Raw genomic sequence first — 17,058 nt, 5'->3', positions numbered from 1 at the left:
ACTCCTTGTCAACGCTTGGGGGGACGGATGCCGCGGAACTCCCAGTCGCCGCCGAAGGCGGTCGAGATGACCTCCTCCGACTCGGTCGGCTGGGCGCCGCAGTCGTCGCGGATCGGGACGGGCCCGTGGACGATGTGGTTGGTCAGCCTGCCGAGGCCCTCGACCTCCACCTCGACCACGTCGCCCGGCCGCACCGGACGGGAGTTGGCCGGGGTGCCGGACAGCAGCACGTCGCCGGGGTAGAGGGTGATCGTGCGGGCGATGTCGGCGACGAGGTAGTGCATGTCCCACTCCATCTCGTCGGTGGAGCCGTCCTGCACGACCTCGCCGTTCACGTACGTGCGCAGCCGCTTGCCGTGGAAGTCCCAGCCGGTGACCAGGCCGGGGCCGAGCGGGCAGAGCGTGTCGGAGCCCTTGACCCGCAGCATCGAGCCCGCGTCGGTGTCGCGGAAGTCGTGCAGGCCGTAGTCGTTGCCGATCGTGTAGCCGGCGATGTAGTCGCCCGCCTCGTCCGGGGAGATGTTGCGGGCCGTACGGCCGATGACGATGGCCACCTCGCCCTCGTAGTTGAGGTATTTGCACCGCTCGGGCCGTACGATCGCGCCCTTGTGCGCGTTGAGCGCGGAGGTCGGCTTGTGGAAGTACGTCGGGGCTGGCGGCAGCGAGGTCATGAACTCCTCGACCCTGCTGCGGTGGTTCAGATGGACCGCGATGATCTTCGACGGCACGCACGGCGGCAGGTGGACGGCGTCGTCGACGCCCACCGTGCGGCCGTCCGCGCCGACCAGCTCGTCACCCTCCCTGCGCACCTGTACGGCCGCGCCGTCGAGCAGAATCCTGCGATATTCGGCCATCAGCGGGCGCTTTCGAGGCGGAACGGATAGGGGTAGGGGTCGTTGGAGGCGTCCGTGGCCCGCGGCCGGGGGAAGCCGCCCTCGGGCCGGTCGAACCAGATGTGCACCTGGCCGGTGCCGGTGGCGTTCTCATACTCGCTGTAGAGCCGGCCGGGGGCGGTCAGGTCGTGCTCGCCGAGCGCGCCCGCCATCATCAGGTAGTGGCCGAACCGCGCCTCGGGCTTGAAGCGGTAGAACTCGTCCATCGTGTCGAGCACGCGCCCGTGGTCGCCGGCGAGCATCCACGCGATGCGCTCCTCGTCGGCCGCCCGCGCCTCCGGCCTGCGGATGTGCACCGGGTCGCTCGCCTCGTGGGCGCGCAGCTGGCGCAGCGGCCAGAACTCGTGCGACAGGGCCCCCGACGCGATCAGCAGCACCTTGCGGTCGCTCGCCGCGATCGCGTCGCCGACCGCACGGCCGAGCCGCAGGTTGTCCTCGGTCTCCGCGGTCTGGCACATGCCGATGGAGATCCACCGCTTGCCCTCGACCCCGAGGTATTTCCACAGGTTGACGGTCGCGTAGAAGATCGGCAGGTGATGGTCGTCGATCGCGGTGATCCAGGTCGCGTGCTTTTCCTGGTACGACGCGATCAGCCGGGCCAGCTCCGGGTCGCCGGGGAAGTCGTACGGAATGCGGCACATGCCGCGCGGCAGTTCCTCGGAGGTGAACAGCCCCGAGCGGCGGTCCTGCGCGGTGACCACGAACTCGACCGTCGTCGCCCAGTGGGAGTCGAAGACGATCACGGTGTCGTAGTCGAGGGTCTCGAAGACCTCCTCCCGCAGGCGGCGCAGCCCGGGGACGATGCTGATCTCCTTGCCCTCGTTGAGCTCCTTGCGGACCTCGAGCGGCAGCATGATCGTGGGGGCGTGCGCGAGCATGCCCGCGCCGACGACCTCACCCATTCCAGCCTCCCGGTGCGAAGACGGTGTTCTTGACGTCGCAGTAGAAGTCGAAGCTCCAGTCGCCGCCCTCCCGGCCGACGCCCGACTGGCGGGAGCCGCCGAAGGGCGCGCGGAGGTCGCGGACGAAGAAGCAGTTGACCCAGACGGTGCCGGCGACCAGGCGCCCGGTCACCCGCTCGGCCCGCTCGGGCGAGCCGGTGGCGAGCGTGGCGGCCAGCCCGAACCTGGTGGAGTTGGCCATCTCGACGGCCTCGTCCTCGGTGCGGAACGTCTGGAGCGTGAGGACCGGCCCGAAGACCTCCTCGTTGACGATCTCGCTGTCGGGGGCTACGTCCGTGAAGAGCGTGGGCCGGTAGTACAGGCCGCCGAGGTCGGTGTTGGGCCCGCCGCCGATCACCGGGACGGCCCCGGCCTCGATCGCCCGCCGTACGAACCCGTCGACGCGCGCGAAGTGCTCGGCGTGGATCTGCGGGCCGATGTCGGTGGCCAGGTCGCGCGGGTCGCCCTGGCGCAGCGCGCTCGCCTTGGCGACGAACCGCTCGGTGAACTCGGCCGCGATCTCCTCCTGGACCAGCAGCCGTGTGCCGGCCAGGCAGACCTGGCCCGCGTTGTCGTACTGCTCGACGGCGAGGTCGACGGCGAGGTCGAGGTCGGCGTCGGCGAACACGATCAGCGGCGACTTGCCGCCGAGCTCCAGCGACAGCGGCGTGAGGTTGGCCGCCGCGGCGGCGGCGATGTGCCGGGCGGTCGGCACCGAGCCGGTGAAGCTGATGCGCCGCACCCGGGGGTCGGCGACCAGCGGCGCGCCGGCCTCCTCGCCGTAGCCCTGCACGACGTTGAACACGCCGTCGGGCAGTCCGGCCTCGGCGGTGATGTCGGCCAGCAGCGACGCGGTCAGCGGCGACCACTCGGCCGGCTTCAGCACGACCGTGTTCCCGGCGGCGAGCGCGGGCGCGATCTTCCAGGTGGCCAGCATGAGCGGCGCGTTCCACGGGGTGATCAGCGCGCAGACCCCGGCCGGGTCCCAGGAGACGTGGTTGCGGTGTCCCCGGGTGTCGAAGTCGTCGTGGCCGAGCTTCAGCAGCCAGTCGGCGAAGAATCGGAAGTTGTGCGCCACCCGGGGCATCACGCCGCGCAGGTGCGAGCGCAGCAGCGCGCCGTTGTCCGTCGTCTCGACGATCGCGAGCCGCTCCAGGCGCTTTTCGACGCCGTCGGCGATCGCGTGCAGCAGCGCCGCCCGCTCCTCGCGGCTCGTGCGCGCCCAGGCGGGAAACGCCTTCTCCGCGGCGGTCACGGCGGCCTCGGCCTCGGCCGCGCCACCCCGCGCCACCCGCGCGATCACCTGGCCGTCGATGGGCGACACGTCGTCGAACACGGCGGCGGAGCCGACCCGTTCACCGCCGATCCAGTGGCCCTCGTGGACAGTGACATCCCCGACAGTCGCCATCCGCTCCTCCAAGTCGTTTGGTACCAAACAACTTAGAGTCGTGGCTGCTCAGGAGTCAATACAAACGCTATCGTTTGGAGGCAAACAAGTCTCGAGGAGAGATGGCATGGCCAGGCCGATCATCGCGATCCCGTCCCGATTCGCCGCCACCACATCGGCGCTGCGCTACGCGGCCGTGGTCACGGCCAGGGCGCTCGCCGACGCCGTCTACCGCGCCGGAGGAGAGCCGTTCCTCATGCACCCGGTGGACGCGGGCGAGGCCGCCGCCCGGCTGGCCGTGGCCGACGGCCTGCTGCTGCCCGGCGGCGGCGACATCGCGCCCTCGGCGTACGGCGAGGGCCTGGCGCACGACGCGGTCTACGACGTGGACGCCGAGCAGGACGACTTCGACTTCGCGGCGGCCCGGCACGCGCTGGCCACCGGCCTGCCCACGCTCGCGATCTGCCGGGGGCTCCAGGTGGTCAACGTCGCGCTCGGCGGCCGGTTGCACCAGCACATGGAGCCCGACCACCGGCACGTCGTGCACCCGGTGCGGGTGCGGCCCGGCTCGCTGCTCGCCGAGGTGACCGGCGCGGAGAAGGTCGAGGCGTCCTGCTACCACCACCAGTGCGCGTCGTCCCTGGGGGACGGCCTGACGGCCGCCGCGTACGCCGAGGACGGCACGGTCGAGGCCGCCGAGCTGACCGAGCCGCGGGGATGGTTCCTCGGCGTGCAGTGGCACCCGGAGGACACCGCCGCGACCGACCCCGTCAACCAGCGCGTCTTCGGCGCACTGGTCGAGGCCGCCGCGGTTCGCCGCTGAGGGGCCGGGTCCTCAGGTCGCGCGGCGGCGGCCGCCGCGGCGGGGCGGCATGGGGGTGTCCCTGTGCAGGCTCTCCCGCCGCTCCTCGCCCTTCTCCTCGAGGTGGGTGACGATGCGGCGGAGCGTGTTCGCCAGGGTCAGCGCCTCCTCACGGCTCAGGTCCTCGACGACGAACGCCTCCTCGGCGTTGAACGCCGGGAAGAGCTTCTCCATCAAGGCGATCCCGTCGGGCCTGAGCCGCAGCAGGGCGAGGCGGCCGTCGTCGGGATGCTGCCGGCGTTCGATCAGGCCGCGCCCCTCAAGGGTCTTGATGATGCCGGTCAGCGTCCCCTTGGAGATCCCCGCCTCGGCCGCGGTGTGCCGGGTCTCGATCTCCTCCCAGATCCACACCACCCACAGCACCACGAAGGCGCTCCAGGTGAGGTCGGCCGCGCGCAGCGCGGAGTTCTCCAGGTGCTGCCGGACGGCGGTGGCCGCCCGGTAGAGGTTGGAGACCGCGGCGAGCGCCTCGCGATTGACCGGGATCGATCCGAGCCGGCGGTTGACCGCCTCTTCGGTGGCGGACAGCGAGTAGTGCGCGGGCACGTCCCGGCTCCCTTCCAGGGTCCAACTCTTGCGTCAGCTTCATTTGTACACGTACGATCCCGCGAAAACCCGCAGGTCGTTCGGGTTCAAACGATCTTTGCGGAGTGAGTGACCGGGTCGCGGGTCACCTCACCCGTCCTCTCACCGAGAGAAGGTTTCCATGGCAGATGAGGCCATCGCCACCGGAAGAATCACCGCTTGGAGCGGAACCGGCACGCACGAACTCTCCCGCCGCCGCATCGGCGTGCCGGACATCGTCTTCTTCGTGGTCGCCGCGTCGTCCCCGCTGACCGTCGCGGCCGGCGGGCTCCCGATGAGCTACGCGACGTCGGGCGTGCTCGGCGTCCCCGTCATCTACCTCGTCCTCTCCGCCGTCCTCGCCACGTTCTCCGCGGGGTACGCGGCGATGAGCCGGCACATCTCCAACGCCGGCGCGTTCTACTCCTACATCGCGCGGGGCCTCGGGCGGGTGCCGGGGGTCGGCGCGTCGTTCGTGGCCCTCGTGGCGTACAACGCGATGCAGGTCGGACTGTACGGCCTGTTCGGCTTCGCGGCCTCCGGCCTGATCTCCTCCGAGCTGGGGGTGGACATCCCCTGGTGGGTGACCTCGCTCGTGGCGCTCGCCCTCATCGCCTTCCTCGGTTATCGCCGCATCGACCTGAACGCCAAGGTCCTCGCCGTCCTGCTGGTCTGCGAGAGCCTCACCGTGCTCACCTTCGACATCTCCCAGGTGTCCTCGGCCCCGGCCGGGCTGTCCGCCGAGCCGTTCACCTGGGGGGCGCTGACCACGGGCGCCGTCGGGGCCGGGTTCTGCTGGGTGATGGCGTCGTTCATGGGCTTCGAGTCCGGCGCGATCTACAGCGAGGAGTGCCGCGACCCCCGCCGCACGGTCAGCCGCGCCACCTACATCGCGGTCGCCGTGATCGGCGTCTTCTACGCGTTCACCGCCTGGGCGATGGCGATGGGCACCGGGGCCGGCAACATCATCGACGCCGCCGGAAAGCACGGCCCCGACCTCGTCTTCGTCCTCGGCGGCGACACGCTGGGGCCGGCCTTCGCCACGCTGACCCTGACGTTCATGGTCACCGCCCTGTTCGCCGCCCTGCTGTCGTTCCACAACGCGGTCGCCCGCTACTTCTTCGCGCTCGGCCGCGAGGGCGTGCTGCCCAAGGCGCTCGGCCTGGCCCACCCCCGGCACGGCTCGCCGCACCTGGGATCGCTGACCCAGACGGTCATCGCCGCGCTGGTCGTGATCGGGTTCGGCTTGTCCGGCGGCGACCCGACCAACACGCTGTTCAACTGGTTCACCAACCTCGGCGCGCTCGGCGTCATCCTGCTCCTGGTGGTCACCTCGGTCGCCGTCCTCGGCTTCTTCCGGCGCGAGCGGCGCGGCGAGAGCGCCTGGAGCCGGGTCGTGGCGCCCGCGCTGTCCGGGGCCGCGCTGGCGGTCGTGCTCGTGCTCGCCGTGGTCAACTTCGACGCGCTGCTCGGCACCCCGCCCGACTCGGTGCTGAACTGGCTGATCCCCGGCCTCGTGCTGATCGCCGGGCTCGTCGGCCTCGCGTACGGCGTCTATCTGAAGGCCGGCCGCCCGCGCACCTACGCCCGGATCGGCCACGGCGCGGACGCCGTACGGGAAGGCTGACGGCGGCCAAGCCGCACCCGGACGGACGAGGACCGCCCGCACCGATCGCGGTGCGGGCGGTCCTGCCGTATGGGGCCTGCTGCGGGAATCTTCGGACGTCTCAGAGCAGGGCGCCGGAGGTGCCGGTCTCCAGCACGGTGCCGCCGTTCCAGCTCACCCCGACCTGGCGGTAGTAGCCGCCGACGACCTCATCGACCGTGAGATCGGCCAACTCTTCGGTGGGGGCGTCGAACAGGTCGATCTCGGCGTCGCCGGCCCACGCCTGGCCGCCCTCGAACGACGCGCCCGAGGTGGCGATCAGCTCGTCCAGGGCCAGGCCCTTGCCCGGCTCGATCGACGGCAGCCAGCGGTGATGGGCCATGGGGTGGCCGTTGACGAACCCGTTGGTCTCGCTCGGCTCGCGCAGCCGTACGACCGCCTGGGCGATCCTGCGGTCCGCGGCGGCCAGCGTGGCCCCGAAGACCCCGCCTGCGCCGATCCTCGGCGCGGCCAGGCCGTACGGATGCGGGCGGGTCATGTGGATCGAGCCGAGCTTCTTGGGGTAGCCCTGGTGGATGCCGCGGGCGACGGCGAAGTCCTTGTCCACCCAGATGTAGACGCAGCGGGAGTAGGTCGTGCCGCGGTAGGAGCAGCGGACGACGACGAAGCACTCCTTGTACTGCGCCCGCACGGGGTCGAGCAGCTCCTCGCGGCTCTGCGAGCACGACTGCCAGTCGGCCCAGATCACCGCCACCGCGCCGGGGTCCTCCTCGGCGAGGCCGAGCGGCTCGGGCAGCAGCGCGGCCACCTTCGCGGGGTCCGTGCGGTATTCCACCGTGAGCAGGTCGCCGGAGTAGTACCAGGGCGGCCCGGGGATCAGCGAGGACCGCCCGGTCGCCGTCTTGGGCGTGTAGAAACCGCGCACCGTCGCCACTGCGCCTCCTTGTCGTCAATCATTTGGACCCATACGATAGGCGCTGAGCTGGGCATTGTCACCATCTTCTGGCGCATATGTTTCGTGGGCGAGGGTCTTGTGGCCGCGAGGCCCGGGGCGTATTGTTTGCCCCCAAACGATCTGAGGTAAGCCCTCGCGAAGGATTGAGGAGGCCCAGTGGCAGGAGGCGCAGTGGCAGGAGGCGGGGCGCATATGGAACCGGTGGCGGAGACCGTCCGGCGCCTCACCGACCAGGGCATAGACGTCGTCAGGATCGGCTATCCCGACTTCATCGGCACCGAGCGCGGCAAGGACGTGCTGGTCGAGCGGCTTCCCGACGTCGTGGAGCACGGCATCGCCTTCTGCCGCGCGGTCTACTACACCTCTCCGCAGGGCGACGTGGTGCCCGTGCCCGGCGGTCTCGACCAGGGCCTGCCGGACGTCTCCATCCGTCCTGACCTGTCCACGCTCGTCCCGCTGCCGTGGGAGCCGGGAGTCGCGGCCTGTCTCGGCGACACCGTCGACCCGGCCACCGACGCCCCCTTCCCCGAGGCGCCGCGCGAGGTGGTCCGCGCCGCCGCGGCCCGGCTCGGTGAGCTGGGCCTCACCGGAGTGGTCGGTCCCGAGCTGGAGTATTTCCTGCTCGAACCCGACGGAGCCGGCTGGAAGCGCTACGACGACGCCCCGGGCAACGTGTACGTCGCCGGCACCAAGGGCGACCGGAGCTCGCACATCCTGCGTACGCTGCGGACGCTGCGCCCGATGGACCTCGGCGTCACGATGGGCAACCACGAGTTCGCCAGCGGGCAGTTCGAGATCAACCTGCACCACAGCGAGGCCGTCGGCGCGGCCGACCGGGCCTTCCGCTTCAAGACGGCCATCAAGGAGCTGGCCCGCCGCGACGGACTGCTGGCCACGTTCATGGCCAAGCCCTTCAACGACGAGGGCGGCTCCGGATTCCACGTCCACCTGTCGTGCGCCGACGCCGAGGGCCACAACGTCTTCGCCGACCCGGCGGGGCCGTACGGGCTGTCGGAGACGGCCAGGCACGCGATCGGCGGAGTGCTCGCACACGCGCCCGCGCTGGCGGCCCTGCTCAACCCGACCGTGAACTCCTACAAGCGCTTCGGCCCCGACACGCTCGCCCCCTGGCTGATCGACTGGGGGCTGGACAACCGCAGCGCGATGGTCCGCGTGCCGCCGGAGCGCGGCGCGGCCAGCCGGTTCGAGGTACGGCTCGGCGACTCGTCGGCCAACCCCTACCTCGGCATCGCGGGACTGCTCGCCGCGGCCTACCTCGGCATCCGCGACCGGGTCGAGCCGCCCGCGCCGCTGGAGGGCTACGGCTACGACACGAGCAAGGCCCCGCTGCTGCCCTCCTCGCTGTCCGAGGCGCTCGACGCGCTCGCCGCCGACGACGCGTTCGCCGAGGTGCTCGGCAAGGAGTTCTCCACCGCCTACCTCACGTACAAGCGCAACGAGGTCGAACGGTTCACCCAGTTCATCACCGACTGGGAGTTCCGTGAGTACGCCTACCACCTGTAACCCCGTTTTCCCCTGAAGGAGAGCCGATGCGCCCGGACGACGTCGACCTGGCGAACCTTGACAACTTCCTCGACGGTGAGACGCCCTGGCGCATGTTCGATGTGCTGCGTGCCGAGGCGCCGATCCACTGGCAGGACGAGGGCGAGCACGGGAGCGGCTTCTGGTCCCTGACCCGGCACGAGGACATCGTGCGGGCCGACCGCGACGCCGAGACGTTCACCTCCACCAAGTTCGTGAACCTGGAGGAGGTGGACGACCGGCAGGCCGACATCCGCCGCTCCATCCTGGAGACCGACGGCCCCCGGCACCTGTCCCTGCGCCGCCTGCTCCAGCGCGACTTCACCCCCCGGGCCGTGGCCGGATACGAGGTGTTCCTGCGCGGGCTGACCGCCAAGACGCTGGACGCCGCCCTGGCCAAGGGCACGTTCGACTTCGTGAAGGAGGTCTCCGCCGACTTCCCGATCAACGTGCTGGCCCGGATGCTCGACGTGCCCGAGGGGGACACCCAGCAGCTCATCGACTGGGGCAACCGGATCATCGGCAACACCGACCCCGACTACGCCGACGTCCTGCTGCACAGCGAGGAGAGCGAGAAGTATCGCGACCTGCCGTTCCGCAGCCCGGCGTCCCTGGAGGTCTTCGAGTACGGCCGCGAGCTGGCCCGGCAGCGCCGCGGCGGCGACGGCACCGACCTGGTCAGCCGGCTGGTCAACCAGACCCCCTCGGACGGCGAGCCGCTGACCGCCCGCGACTTCGACAACTACTTCCTGCTGCTCGTCGTGGCCGGCAACGAGACCACGCGCCACGCCATCACGCACACCATGAAGGCCCTCATCGAGAACCCCGCGCAGCTCGCCAAGCTGCGCGACAACCCCGGCCTCATGCCGGCGGCGGTCGAGGAGTTCCTGCGCTGGGCCTCCCCGGTCTACCACTTCCGCCGTACGGCGACGAAGGACGTGGAGATCCACGGCCAGAAGATCGCGGCGGGGGACAAGGTCGTCATGTGGTTCGCCTCGGGCAACCGCGACGAGCGGGTCTTCGCCGACCCCTATGCGTTCGACGTGACGCGCGAGAACAACGACCACATCACCTTCGGCAAGGGCAGCCCGCACTTCTGCCTGGGCAACTCCCTCGCCCGGCTGGAGATCCGGATCATGTTCGAGGAGCTGCTGCCGCGCCTGGCCGACATCAGGCTCGCGGGCGACGTTCGCCGTGTCCGGTCCAACTTCGTCAACGGCATCAAGGAACTCCCGGTCACGGTCACCCTGGCCTGACCCACGCCGGACGGCCCACAGCGGGGCCGGCGGGCTCTCACCGCCCCGCCGGCCCCGCTGTGCTCCTCTGCGCCGTACGGTTACCGGATCTCGTGATCGGCATCGAGGACCATCGGGATCTCCGCCGTGTCTTCCAGAGACGTGTCGTTCACGTCCCGGGGATCGCCGTCGGCCCGGGCGTCACCTCGATGGCCCGGGCGGTCCGGGGTCTGCGCCCGTTCGTCCCGCGGGCGCCGGGACCGGCCTGCCTGTTGGTCCTTCCGCATGAAGACACCTCCAGGGTGATGGGAGTGAGGGCCTGCGTGCCCTCGCATGGTTGCGTACCCGCTGTCCGGTATCGCCCTGGTCACCGATCGGCATGAGCAGCCCGAGACGTGCGGAATCCCAGCAGGGCAAGCAGTCCCGTCATGACCACGCCGACGGCCGCCAGGCCCACGCGGTCGGCCGCCGTGTCGGTGTTGGAGATCAGGCCGAACGCGGTGTGCGCGATCAGGGCGCCGGAGGCCAGGGCGAGGCTGTGCCGGTCCGTCCACCGGCCGCCGGCCGTCCAGCGGCGCAGGAGCCACGCGACGACGACCGCCAGCACGGCCGCCGCCGACATAGGAACGATCACCCATCCGCCGTGGGTGAAGGCGGGCCGGGTCGCGCCGCCGAACGGGAACAGCGAGGCCAGAAATGCGAAGACGGCCACGGCGCCGAACACCCCGGCCGCCGCGGGCGAGGGCGGGCCGATCGGGGACATGGCCTGGCGGAGCCTCGGCCGCAGCCCCACCACCGTCAGCAGGACCACGGCGGCCGCGCAGCCCGCGAGGATCGCCGGCGGCGCCTCGTAGCCGGGGTCGATGGCCGTCACCACCGTCACCCGCAGCAGCAGCGCGCCGAGGACGAAGACCGCCCCGGCCACCCAGGTGCCGAGCCTGCCCAGGTAGGGCCGGTCACGCAGCGACGGGACGATCAGATCGGTCAGCAGGATCGGGATCGCGGCGCTGAACACCGCGTGATAGGGGATCTGCAGCTCGGCGTAGGCGCTGTTCAGGCCCAGGATCCGGGGGGCCCACCCGGCGGCGCCGTAGATCGTGGGGCTGCTCAGCGCCTGCAGCGCCAGGCCCTCCTCGACGATGCCGTACGCGGCCCCGAGCAGCAGCACCCCCGTCCAGCCCGTCCCGGCCCGCCGTACGAGCTCGCGCACCAGGACGACGCCCGCGCCGTAAATCGGGATCCACAGCAGCAGGAGCCAGGCCATGCGCAGCGGCGGGTTGCCGAGGGTGAACTCGGCCACGAGCGGTGTGATCACCGCGAGGAGCAGTGCGGCCAGCCGGCCGCGCGTCCTGTTCACCTTGTTCGCTTTGTTCGCTTTGTTCGCCGTCATGCGCCCAGCGTGTTGCGCACCCACCGCGCACGTCTGCCGCCCCGGGGCCTGGCCGTGGCAACCCAGGTGACAACCCGGAGTCGACTTTGGTTGCTGCCGCCGGCGGGCCCGCCGTCATTACGCTGGGCGTTCGTGACGGCAGACGTACGGCCGGGTCCGGCCACGACGCGGCGGGACCGGGCCATCCGGGTGGGGGGCGTCGCCTGCGCGCTGGCCGCGGCGGCGGTCGTCGTGCACGGCGACCTCGGCGCCGCCTCCGGCTGGTGGCTCGCCGTGGACGTGGCAGGCGGTGCGGTGGCGTGCGGGGCGTTGTGGCTGGCGCGCCGGTGGCCGGCCACCATGGCGCTCGTGGCCGTGGCACTGGCCGTGCCCGCGGCCTCGGCGTCGGTCGCGGCCGGCATCGCCACGCTCATGACCGCTCTGTATCGCCGCTCGGCCGTCGCGATCGCGGTGGGTGCGGCGTGGGTGGCCGCGACGCTGGCCCGGTTCTGGCTGCGGCCGCCCGGGCTGGCGCCCTACCCGGTGTGGGCGCTGGTCGCGGTGTTGTTCGGGGTGGCGCTGACCGGATGGGGGATGCTGGCGCGTGCCCGCCGTCAACTGGTGCTGTCGCTGGAGGAGCGGGTCCGCAGGGCCGAGGAGGAGCAGCGGCGACGCGTCGAGCAGGCCCGCCACGCCGAACGCCTGGCCATCGCCCGCGAGATGCACGACGTGCTGGCGCACCGGCTGTCGCTGCTGGCCCTGCACGCCGGGGCGCTGCAGTTCAACGCGCGGGCCGACCCCGAGGAGGTCGTCGAGGCGGCCGCGGTGGTGCGCTCCAGCGCACATCAGGCGTTGCAGGAGCTGCGCCAGGTCATCTCGGTGCTCCGCGAGGCGCCCGTCCTGGCCGAGCTGGACCTGCACGCACTGGTCGAGGAGGTACGGCAGGCGGGCATGGAGGTGGAGATGCGCGACGGCGGCGTACGCCTGCCCGGCCTGCCGGGCCAGACGGCGCGGGCGGCCTACCGGATCGTCCAGGAAGGGCTCACCAACGCCAGGAAGCACGCGCCGGGCAGGCCCGTCACCGTCCGCCTCGACGGCGGGCCGGAGCAGGGGCTCGCCATCGAGGTGCGCAACCCCGTGGTGCACGCTCCCCGGGGTGAGGGCGCCGGCCTGGCGGGGATGCGGGAGCGGGCCGAGCTGGCGGGCGGCCGGGTGGAGCAGGCCGGGATGGACAACGGCGAGTTCCGCCTGGCGGTCTGGCTACCATGGCCGGTGTGAGCGCCGTACGCGTGCTGGTCGTGGACGACGACCCGCTCGTCAGGGCGGGTCTGACACTGATGCTGAAGGGCGCCGACGAGCTCGTCGTGGTGGGCGGAGTGGCCGACGGCGCCGAGGTCGCGGCCGCGGTCGACGCGTACGCGCCCGACGTGGTGCTCATGGACATCCGCATGCCGGGCCTGAACGGGATCGACGCCACCCGGCTGCTGCGGCGGCGGTCCGACCCGCCCCACGTCATCATGCTGACCACGTTCGACGCCGACGAGCACGTCTTCGGCGCGCTGCGCGCCGGGGCCAGCGGGTTCCTGCTCAAGGACACCCCGCCGGAGGGCATCGTGGACGCGGTGCTCCGCGTCGCGGCGGGGGAGCCGATCCTGTCGCCCGGCGTGACCCGGCGCCTGATCGCCCACCTGGCGCCCGAGGCGGAGGACCGCCGCCGCGACGACGCGCGCAGGCTGCTGTCCCGGCTCAGCGACCGCGAGCGTGAGGTCGCCGCCGCGGTCGGCCGGGGCGCGTCGAACGCGGACATCGCGGCCGAGCTTCACATGAGCGTCGGCACGGTCAAGAGCTACATCTCCCGCATCCTCACGAAGACCGGCCTGGACAACCGCGTCCAGCTCGCCCTCATCGCCCACGACAACCCCCTCTAGGTCCATGCGGCGTGTGTTCACGCGGCGGGCCGCCGGTTCAGGCCGGACAGCTGCCAGGCCAGCCGCGTACGGACGGTGGGGATGCGGCCGGCCACGGCGAGGACGAGGTTGCGCAGCACGCGGCGGCCCGCGGCGGCGGTGGCGAGCTTGGTGAGCCGCCCGGCGAGGGCGACCACCTGCTCGGCGTGGGGGAGCCGGGTGGCGGCATAGGAGTCGAGGAGGCCGTCCGGACCGCCGTCGAGCACCCGGGCCAGCGTCTCGCCCAGGTGTACGGCATCGTCGATGCCCAGGTTCATGCCCTGGCCGCCGGCGGGCGAGTGCACGTGGGCGGCGTCGCCGGCCAGCAGGATGCGGCCCCGGCGGTAGGTGTCGGCGATGCGGTGGTGGACCCTGAAGCGCGAGCTCCAGATCAGCTCCTGCACCCGCGCGGGCTCGGCCTCGGGTCCGCGGGTGTCGAGCAGGTGCTGGACGAGGGGGATGCCGGGCTCCCTGGGCGCCTCGTCCACGGTGGCGACGATGCGGTGCAGGCCGCCGGGCAGCGGGGCGGCCACGACCAGACCGGCGGGCGAGAAGTACAGGACGACCTCGTCGTCGGGCACCCCGCCGGACAGCCGGACGTCGGCCAGCACGAACGACTCGGCGTACGTGCCGCCGCTGAAGCCGATCCCCGCGCTCTGGCGGACGGTGCTGTTCATGCCGTCGGCGCCGATCAGATAGGCGGCGTGGATGACCTGCCCGTCGTCCAGGGTGGCGGTGACGCCGTCGGCGTCCTGCTCGATGCCGCTCACCCGGGCGGGCCTGATCACCTTGCCGCCGAGCTCGTGCAGACGGGCCAGCAGGTGGGCCTCGGTGTCGGCCTGGGAGATCATCAGGGTGTAGGGGTAGGCGGTCGGCAGGCCGTCGAAGGGCACCGGCAGCAGCACCCGGTCGCGGTCGCGGATGGTGAAGACCGGCGCGTGGATGCCGTGCGCGGCCAGCCGGTCCGCCACGCCGTACGGCTCCAGGACTTCCAGCGTGCGGGAGTGCACGACGGCGGCGCGGGAGGTGTTGGCGCCGCCCTCCTGCGCGTCCACGATCACGACGTTCCGGCCATGCTGGGTCAGGACGATCGCGGCGGTCAGCCCGACGGGTCCGGCTCCGACGATGAGCACCTCGGCGTTCATGGCGTCTCCTTGGTCAACGGTTGTTGGCATGACCGTAAGCCCGCTGCGCGTAGGAAGTCAACACATGTTGGCCTACAATCGTTGACATGAGACGATCCTCCGCCGAGACCAAGGCCGTGATCCTGGCCGCGGCCCGCGAACGCTTCGCCGCCGACGGCTACGACAAGGCCACCATCAGGGCCATCGCCGCCGACGCGCGGATCGACCCGGCCATGGTGATGCGTTATTTCGGCACCAAGGAGAAGCTGTTCGCGGCCGCGGCCGAATTCGACCTTGAGCTGCCGGAGTTGCCCGCGGACCAGGCCGGTGTCGGCCTGGTGCGCCACTTCCTGCGTAAGTGGGAGGCCGACGAAGGCCTGCAGGTTCTCCTGCGTACCGGCGTGACGAACGAGGCCGCCGCCGAGCGCATGCGGACGATTCTCGGTGGCCAGGTCATGCCGCTCGTGGTCAGCCTGACCGGCGATCCGGAACGCGCCCCCCTGCGGGCCTCCCTGGTCGCCTCACAACTGCTGGGCTTGGCCCTGTCCCGCTACATCCTGAAATTTCCGCCGATGGTGGCGGCCGCAGAGGAGGAGCTCGTCGCCTGGCTGAGTCCCACCATCCAGCGTTATCTCACCGAGTGAGGCCGTGCTCTCACCGAGTGAGGCTGTGCTGCGGAGGGGCCGCGTCCATGATCGTGGTGTATGAGAAGACCACTCGTAATCCGGCGAACTTCTAAGCCGTAATCGCCTCGATATTCACTTTAGCATCATTTGTCTCATTTTGAGAGTGGGTGTGCTTACGGCATTCGGCCAGGATCTCCAGGCCCATGTAGCGGCGCTGCTCGGTCCACTCGTCGTTCTGCTCGGCCAGCACCGCGCCGACCAGGCGGACGATGGCCTCCCGGTCGGGGAAGATGCCGACCACGTCGGTGCGGCGGCGGATCTCCTTGTTCAGCCGCTCTTGGGGGTTGTTGGACCAGATCTGCCGCCAGACGGCCGTGGGGAAGGCGGTGAAGGCCAGGATGTCATCACGGGCCTCGTCCAGCCGGTCGGCGGCCTTGGGGTACTTGGCCTCCAGCACCTCGACCACGTGCCGGTGCTGGGCGTGCACGGACTCGGTGTCGGGCTGTTCGAAGATGGTGCGCAGCATCGTGTGCACCCACGGCTGCGCCGTCTTCGGGACACAGGTGCCCAGGTTTCTCGCGAAGTGGGTGCGGCAGCGCTGCCAGGAGGCGCCGGGCAGCGTGGCGGCGATCGCGTCACGTAGCCCGGCGTGGCAGTCGCTGGTGACCAGCAGGACGCCGGACAGGCCGCGGGCGACCAGGCCACGCAGGAACGCCAGCCAGCCCGCCCCGTCTTCGCAGGAGACGACGTCCAGGCCGAGGATCTCCCGCTGCCCGTCGGCATTGACACCGGTGGCGATCAGGCAGTGCACGTTCACCGTCCGCCCGCCCTCACGCACCTTCTGAGTGAGCGCGTCGATCCAGACGAAGGTGTACGGCCCGCCGTCCAAAGGCCGGGACCGGAACGAGGCGACCAGCTCATCCAGCTCGGCGGCCATCTTCGACACCTGCGATTTGGACAGCTTGGTGATGCCCATCGACTCGGCGAGTTTTTCCATCCGCCGTGTGGACACACCCAGCAGGTAGGAGGTGGCCACCACGCTGGTCAGCGCCCGTTCGGCCCGGCGGCGCTTGTCCAGCAGGAAGTCCGGGAAGTACGACCCCGACCGCAGGCGGGGGATGGCCAGCTCGATGGTCCCGGCCCGGGTGTCCCACTCCCGGCTGCGGTAGCCGTTGCGGGAGTTGACCCGCTCGCTGCTGACCTCGCCGTAGCCGGCCCCGCACAGCTGCTCGACCTCGGCGTCCATCATCCGCTGCGCGAACTCGCGGATCATCGTGCGCAGCAGGTCCGGGCTCGCCGCGGCGAGAGTCTCGTCGAAGTAGTCCCCGGCAGCGGGCACAATGTCATTGACGGCCACTTCATCCCCTTCGTGTCTGAATGTGCGAATCGAAGGATTACGAAGTGGCCGTCTCTTGTCACATGGATCTCTCCCGTCGCACCAAGGGAAAGATCACCCGTACACCACTCCCATGGACGCTAACTGCGGAGGTCGCCCGCGTCTGGTTCACAGCGTCGGCGCTCATAGTTTCGGTGCCTTTTTTCAGTGGAGTCAGCGTGGCCGGGGGATCGTCCTCAATGGCGGCCGCGTAGGCGCTAGCGCAGTTACGTACGGGACGGACCTTGGCCCCGGTCACTGCGCCGGAAGGAACCTCCGGTCCTCGCGAAGCCCGCTCCGCTGGGCCTTCGCTGCGGTCCTCGCTCCCTTCCGCTCCGCTCCCTGATCCCGCCGGAGCAATCCCGACGGAGCACGGGGCCATGCGGCACTACGGCGCAGGTGAAGCCCCGGGAAGCAGTGTGACCTTGGGGAGCAGGTGGCCCTAGGGAGCACCGTGAAGCCCGGTCGAGCACTGCGAAGTCCTGCAGTGCACTGTGAAGCCCAGCGGACAGCGCCCGCGGCCATCGCCTCGTGCCTGGTGTCGGCTCTCGGCCACGGGGTCATGCACGCAGCCGTCGGGCCTGTCCGTGCGTCGCCCGGCTTGCCCTGCGCGTCCGCCCGGGCCTGCCCGCG

At 71.1% G+C, this 17,058-nt stretch carries 15 protein-coding genes; 7 read left to right on the top strand and 8 right to left on the bottom strand.

What is annotated here, in order from left to right:
• Positions 1 to 8 precede the first annotated feature (8 nt).
• The 3 genes from OHB01_RS32040 to OHB01_RS32030 are packed head-to-tail and all read right to left on the bottom strand — an operon-like array spanning position 9 to position 3,242.
• Positions 9 to 854: a fumarylacetoacetate hydrolase family protein gene (locus OHB01_RS32040; RefSeq protein WP_189180335.1), complete on the bottom strand. Its 846-nt coding sequence runs from the start codon at positions 852 to 854 to the stop codon at positions 9 to 11.
• Positions 854 to 1,795, bottom strand: coding sequence for a catechol 1,2-dioxygenase (locus tag OHB01_RS32035; protein WP_142652326.1), 942 nt, complete (start codon positions 1,793 to 1,795; stop codon positions 854 to 856). Before OHB01_RS32035 ends, OHB01_RS32040 begins: the two co-directional genes overlap by 1 nt.
• Complete coding sequence (locus tag OHB01_RS32030) at positions 1,788 to 3,242, bottom strand: aldehyde dehydrogenase (protein WP_142652328.1); 1,455 nt, start codon at positions 3,240 to 3,242, stop codon at positions 1,788 to 1,790. Before OHB01_RS32030 ends, OHB01_RS32035 begins: the two co-directional genes overlap by 8 nt.
• A gap of 106 nt (positions 3,243 to 3,348) precedes the next feature.
• On the opposite strand from OHB01_RS32030, the gene OHB01_RS32025 reads away from it, so the two are divergent.
• Positions 3,349 to 4,044: a gamma-glutamyl-gamma-aminobutyrate hydrolase family protein gene (locus OHB01_RS32025; protein WP_142652330.1), complete on the top strand. Its 696-nt coding sequence runs from the start codon at positions 3,349 to 3,351 to the stop codon at positions 4,042 to 4,044.
• Positions 4,045 to 4,056: 12 nt separating this feature from the next.
• Here the strand turns inward: OHB01_RS32025 and OHB01_RS32020 are convergent, their stop codons facing one another.
• Complete coding sequence (locus tag OHB01_RS32020; RefSeq protein WP_142652332.1) at positions 4,057 to 4,629, bottom strand: MarR family winged helix-turn-helix transcriptional regulator; 573 nt, start codon at positions 4,627 to 4,629, stop codon at positions 4,057 to 4,059.
• Positions 4,630 to 4,789: 160 nt separating this feature from the next.
• On the opposite strand from OHB01_RS32020, the gene OHB01_RS32015 reads away from it, so the two are divergent.
• Positions 4,790 to 6,274: an APC family permease gene (locus tag OHB01_RS32015; protein WP_142652334.1), complete on the top strand. Its 1,485-nt coding sequence runs from the start codon at positions 4,790 to 4,792 to the stop codon at positions 6,272 to 6,274.
• 100 nt (positions 6,275 to 6,374) lie between these two features.
• Here OHB01_RS32015 and OHB01_RS32010 read toward each other — a convergent pair whose 3' ends face one another.
• Positions 6,375 to 7,187 (bottom strand): acetoacetate decarboxylase family protein, encoded by an 813-nt coding sequence (locus OHB01_RS32010; RefSeq protein WP_142652336.1) that lies wholly within the window; start codon positions 7,185 to 7,187, stop codon positions 6,375 to 6,377.
• A 213-nt stretch (positions 7,188 to 7,400) separates the two neighbouring features.
• On the opposite strand from OHB01_RS32010, the gene OHB01_RS32005 reads away from it, so the two are divergent.
• Positions 7,401 to 8,732 carry a glutamine synthetase family protein gene (locus OHB01_RS32005; protein ID WP_142652338.1) on the top strand — a complete coding sequence of 444 codons (1,332 nt, stop codon included), beginning with the start codon at positions 7,401 to 7,403 and terminating at the stop codon, positions 8,730 to 8,732.
• 26 nt (positions 8,733 to 8,758) lie between these two features.
• The gene (locus OHB01_RS32000; RefSeq protein WP_142652340.1) at positions 8,759 to 10,006 is read left to right on the top strand and encodes a cytochrome P450; all 1,248 of its coding nucleotides are present in this window, start codon (positions 8,759 to 8,761) and stop codon (positions 10,004 to 10,006) included.
• A gap of 346 nt (positions 10,007 to 10,352) precedes the next feature.
• Here OHB01_RS32000 and OHB01_RS31995 read toward each other — a convergent pair whose 3' ends face one another.
• Positions 10,353 to 11,375, bottom strand: coding sequence for a hypothetical protein (locus OHB01_RS31995; RefSeq protein WP_142652342.1), 1,023 nt, complete (start codon positions 11,373 to 11,375; stop codon positions 10,353 to 10,355).
• Between the two features lie 132 nt (positions 11,376 to 11,507).
• On the opposite strand from OHB01_RS31995, the gene OHB01_RS31990 reads away from it, so the two are divergent.
• Both OHB01_RS31990 and OHB01_RS31985 read left to right on the top strand, forming a co-directional pair.
• Positions 11,508 to 12,632, top strand: a complete 1,125-nt coding sequence (locus OHB01_RS31990) for a sensor histidine kinase (RefSeq protein WP_142652344.1) — start codon at positions 11,508 to 11,510, stop codon at positions 12,630 to 12,632.
• The gene (locus OHB01_RS31985; RefSeq protein ID WP_142652346.1) at positions 12,620 to 13,282 is read left to right on the top strand and encodes a response regulator transcription factor; all 663 of its coding nucleotides are present in this window, start codon (positions 12,620 to 12,622) and stop codon (positions 13,280 to 13,282) included. The genes OHB01_RS31990 and OHB01_RS31985 overlap by 13 nt, the downstream gene beginning before the upstream one ends.
• A 17-nt stretch (positions 13,283 to 13,299) precedes the next feature.
• Here the strand turns inward: OHB01_RS31985 and OHB01_RS31980 are convergent, their stop codons facing one another.
• Entirely contained in the window at positions 13,300 to 14,445 is a 1,146-nt protein-coding gene (locus tag OHB01_RS31980) for an FAD-dependent oxidoreductase (protein ID WP_142652348.1), read from the bottom strand.
• 86 nt (positions 14,446 to 14,531) lie between these two features.
• Between OHB01_RS31980 and OHB01_RS31975 the strand changes: the two genes are divergently transcribed.
• Positions 14,532 to 15,068, top strand: coding sequence for a TetR family transcriptional regulator (locus tag OHB01_RS31975; protein ID WP_142652350.1), 537 nt, complete (start codon positions 14,532 to 14,534; stop codon positions 15,066 to 15,068).
• A gap of 91 nt (positions 15,069 to 15,159) precedes the next feature.
• Here OHB01_RS31975 and OHB01_RS31970 read toward each other — a convergent pair whose 3' ends face one another.
• Entirely contained in the window at positions 15,160 to 16,407 is a 1,248-nt protein-coding gene (locus OHB01_RS31970) for an IS256 family transposase (RefSeq protein WP_405393456.1), read from the bottom strand.
• Positions 16,408 to 17,058 lie beyond the last annotated feature (651 nt).

The organism is Microbispora hainanensis (assembly GCF_036186745.1).
Classification (GTDB): domain Bacteria; phylum Actinomycetota; class Actinomycetes; order Streptosporangiales; family Streptosporangiaceae; genus Microbispora.
The sequence above is the reverse complement of the archived record's forward strand: the minus strand, read 5'-3'. Positions and strand labels throughout refer to the sequence as shown.

Excerpts from the sequence above, each read along its gene's own strand:
- OHB01_RS32040 (WP_189180335.1), bottom strand. The coding sequence starts at position 854 with ATGGCCGAATATCGCAGGATTCTGCTCGACGGCGCGGCCGTACAGGTG.
- OHB01_RS32035 (WP_142652326.1), bottom strand. The coding sequence starts at position 1,795 with ATGGGTGAGGTCGTCGGCGCGGGCATGCTCGCGCACGCCCCCACGATC.
- OHB01_RS32030 (WP_142652328.1), bottom strand. The coding sequence starts at position 3,242 with ATGGCGACTGTCGGGGATGTCACTGTCCACGAGGGCCACTGGATCGGC.
- OHB01_RS32025 (WP_142652330.1), top strand. The coding sequence starts at position 3,349 with ATGGCCAGGCCGATCATCGCGATCCCGTCCCGATTCGCCGCCACCACA.
- OHB01_RS32015 (WP_142652334.1), top strand. The coding sequence starts at position 4,790 with ATGGCAGATGAGGCCATCGCCACCGGAAGAATCACCGCTTGGAGCGGA.
- OHB01_RS32005 (WP_142652338.1), top strand. The coding sequence starts at position 7,401 with ATGGAACCGGTGGCGGAGACCGTCCGGCGCCTCACCGACCAGGGCATA.
- OHB01_RS32000 (WP_142652340.1), top strand. The coding sequence starts at position 8,759 with ATGCGCCCGGACGACGTCGACCTGGCGAACCTTGACAACTTCCTCGAC.
- OHB01_RS31995 (WP_142652342.1), bottom strand. The coding sequence starts at position 11,375 with ATGACGGCGAACAAAGCGAACAAAGCGAACAAGGTGAACAGGACGCGC.
- OHB01_RS31985 (WP_142652346.1), top strand. The coding sequence starts at position 12,620 with ATGGCCGGTGTGAGCGCCGTACGCGTGCTGGTCGTGGACGACGACCCG.
- OHB01_RS31980 (WP_142652348.1), bottom strand. The coding sequence starts at position 14,445 with ATGAACGCCGAGGTGCTCATCGTCGGAGCCGGACCCGTCGGGCTGACC.
- OHB01_RS31975 (WP_142652350.1), top strand. The coding sequence starts at position 14,532 with ATGAGACGATCCTCCGCCGAGACCAAGGCCGTGATCCTGGCCGCGGCC.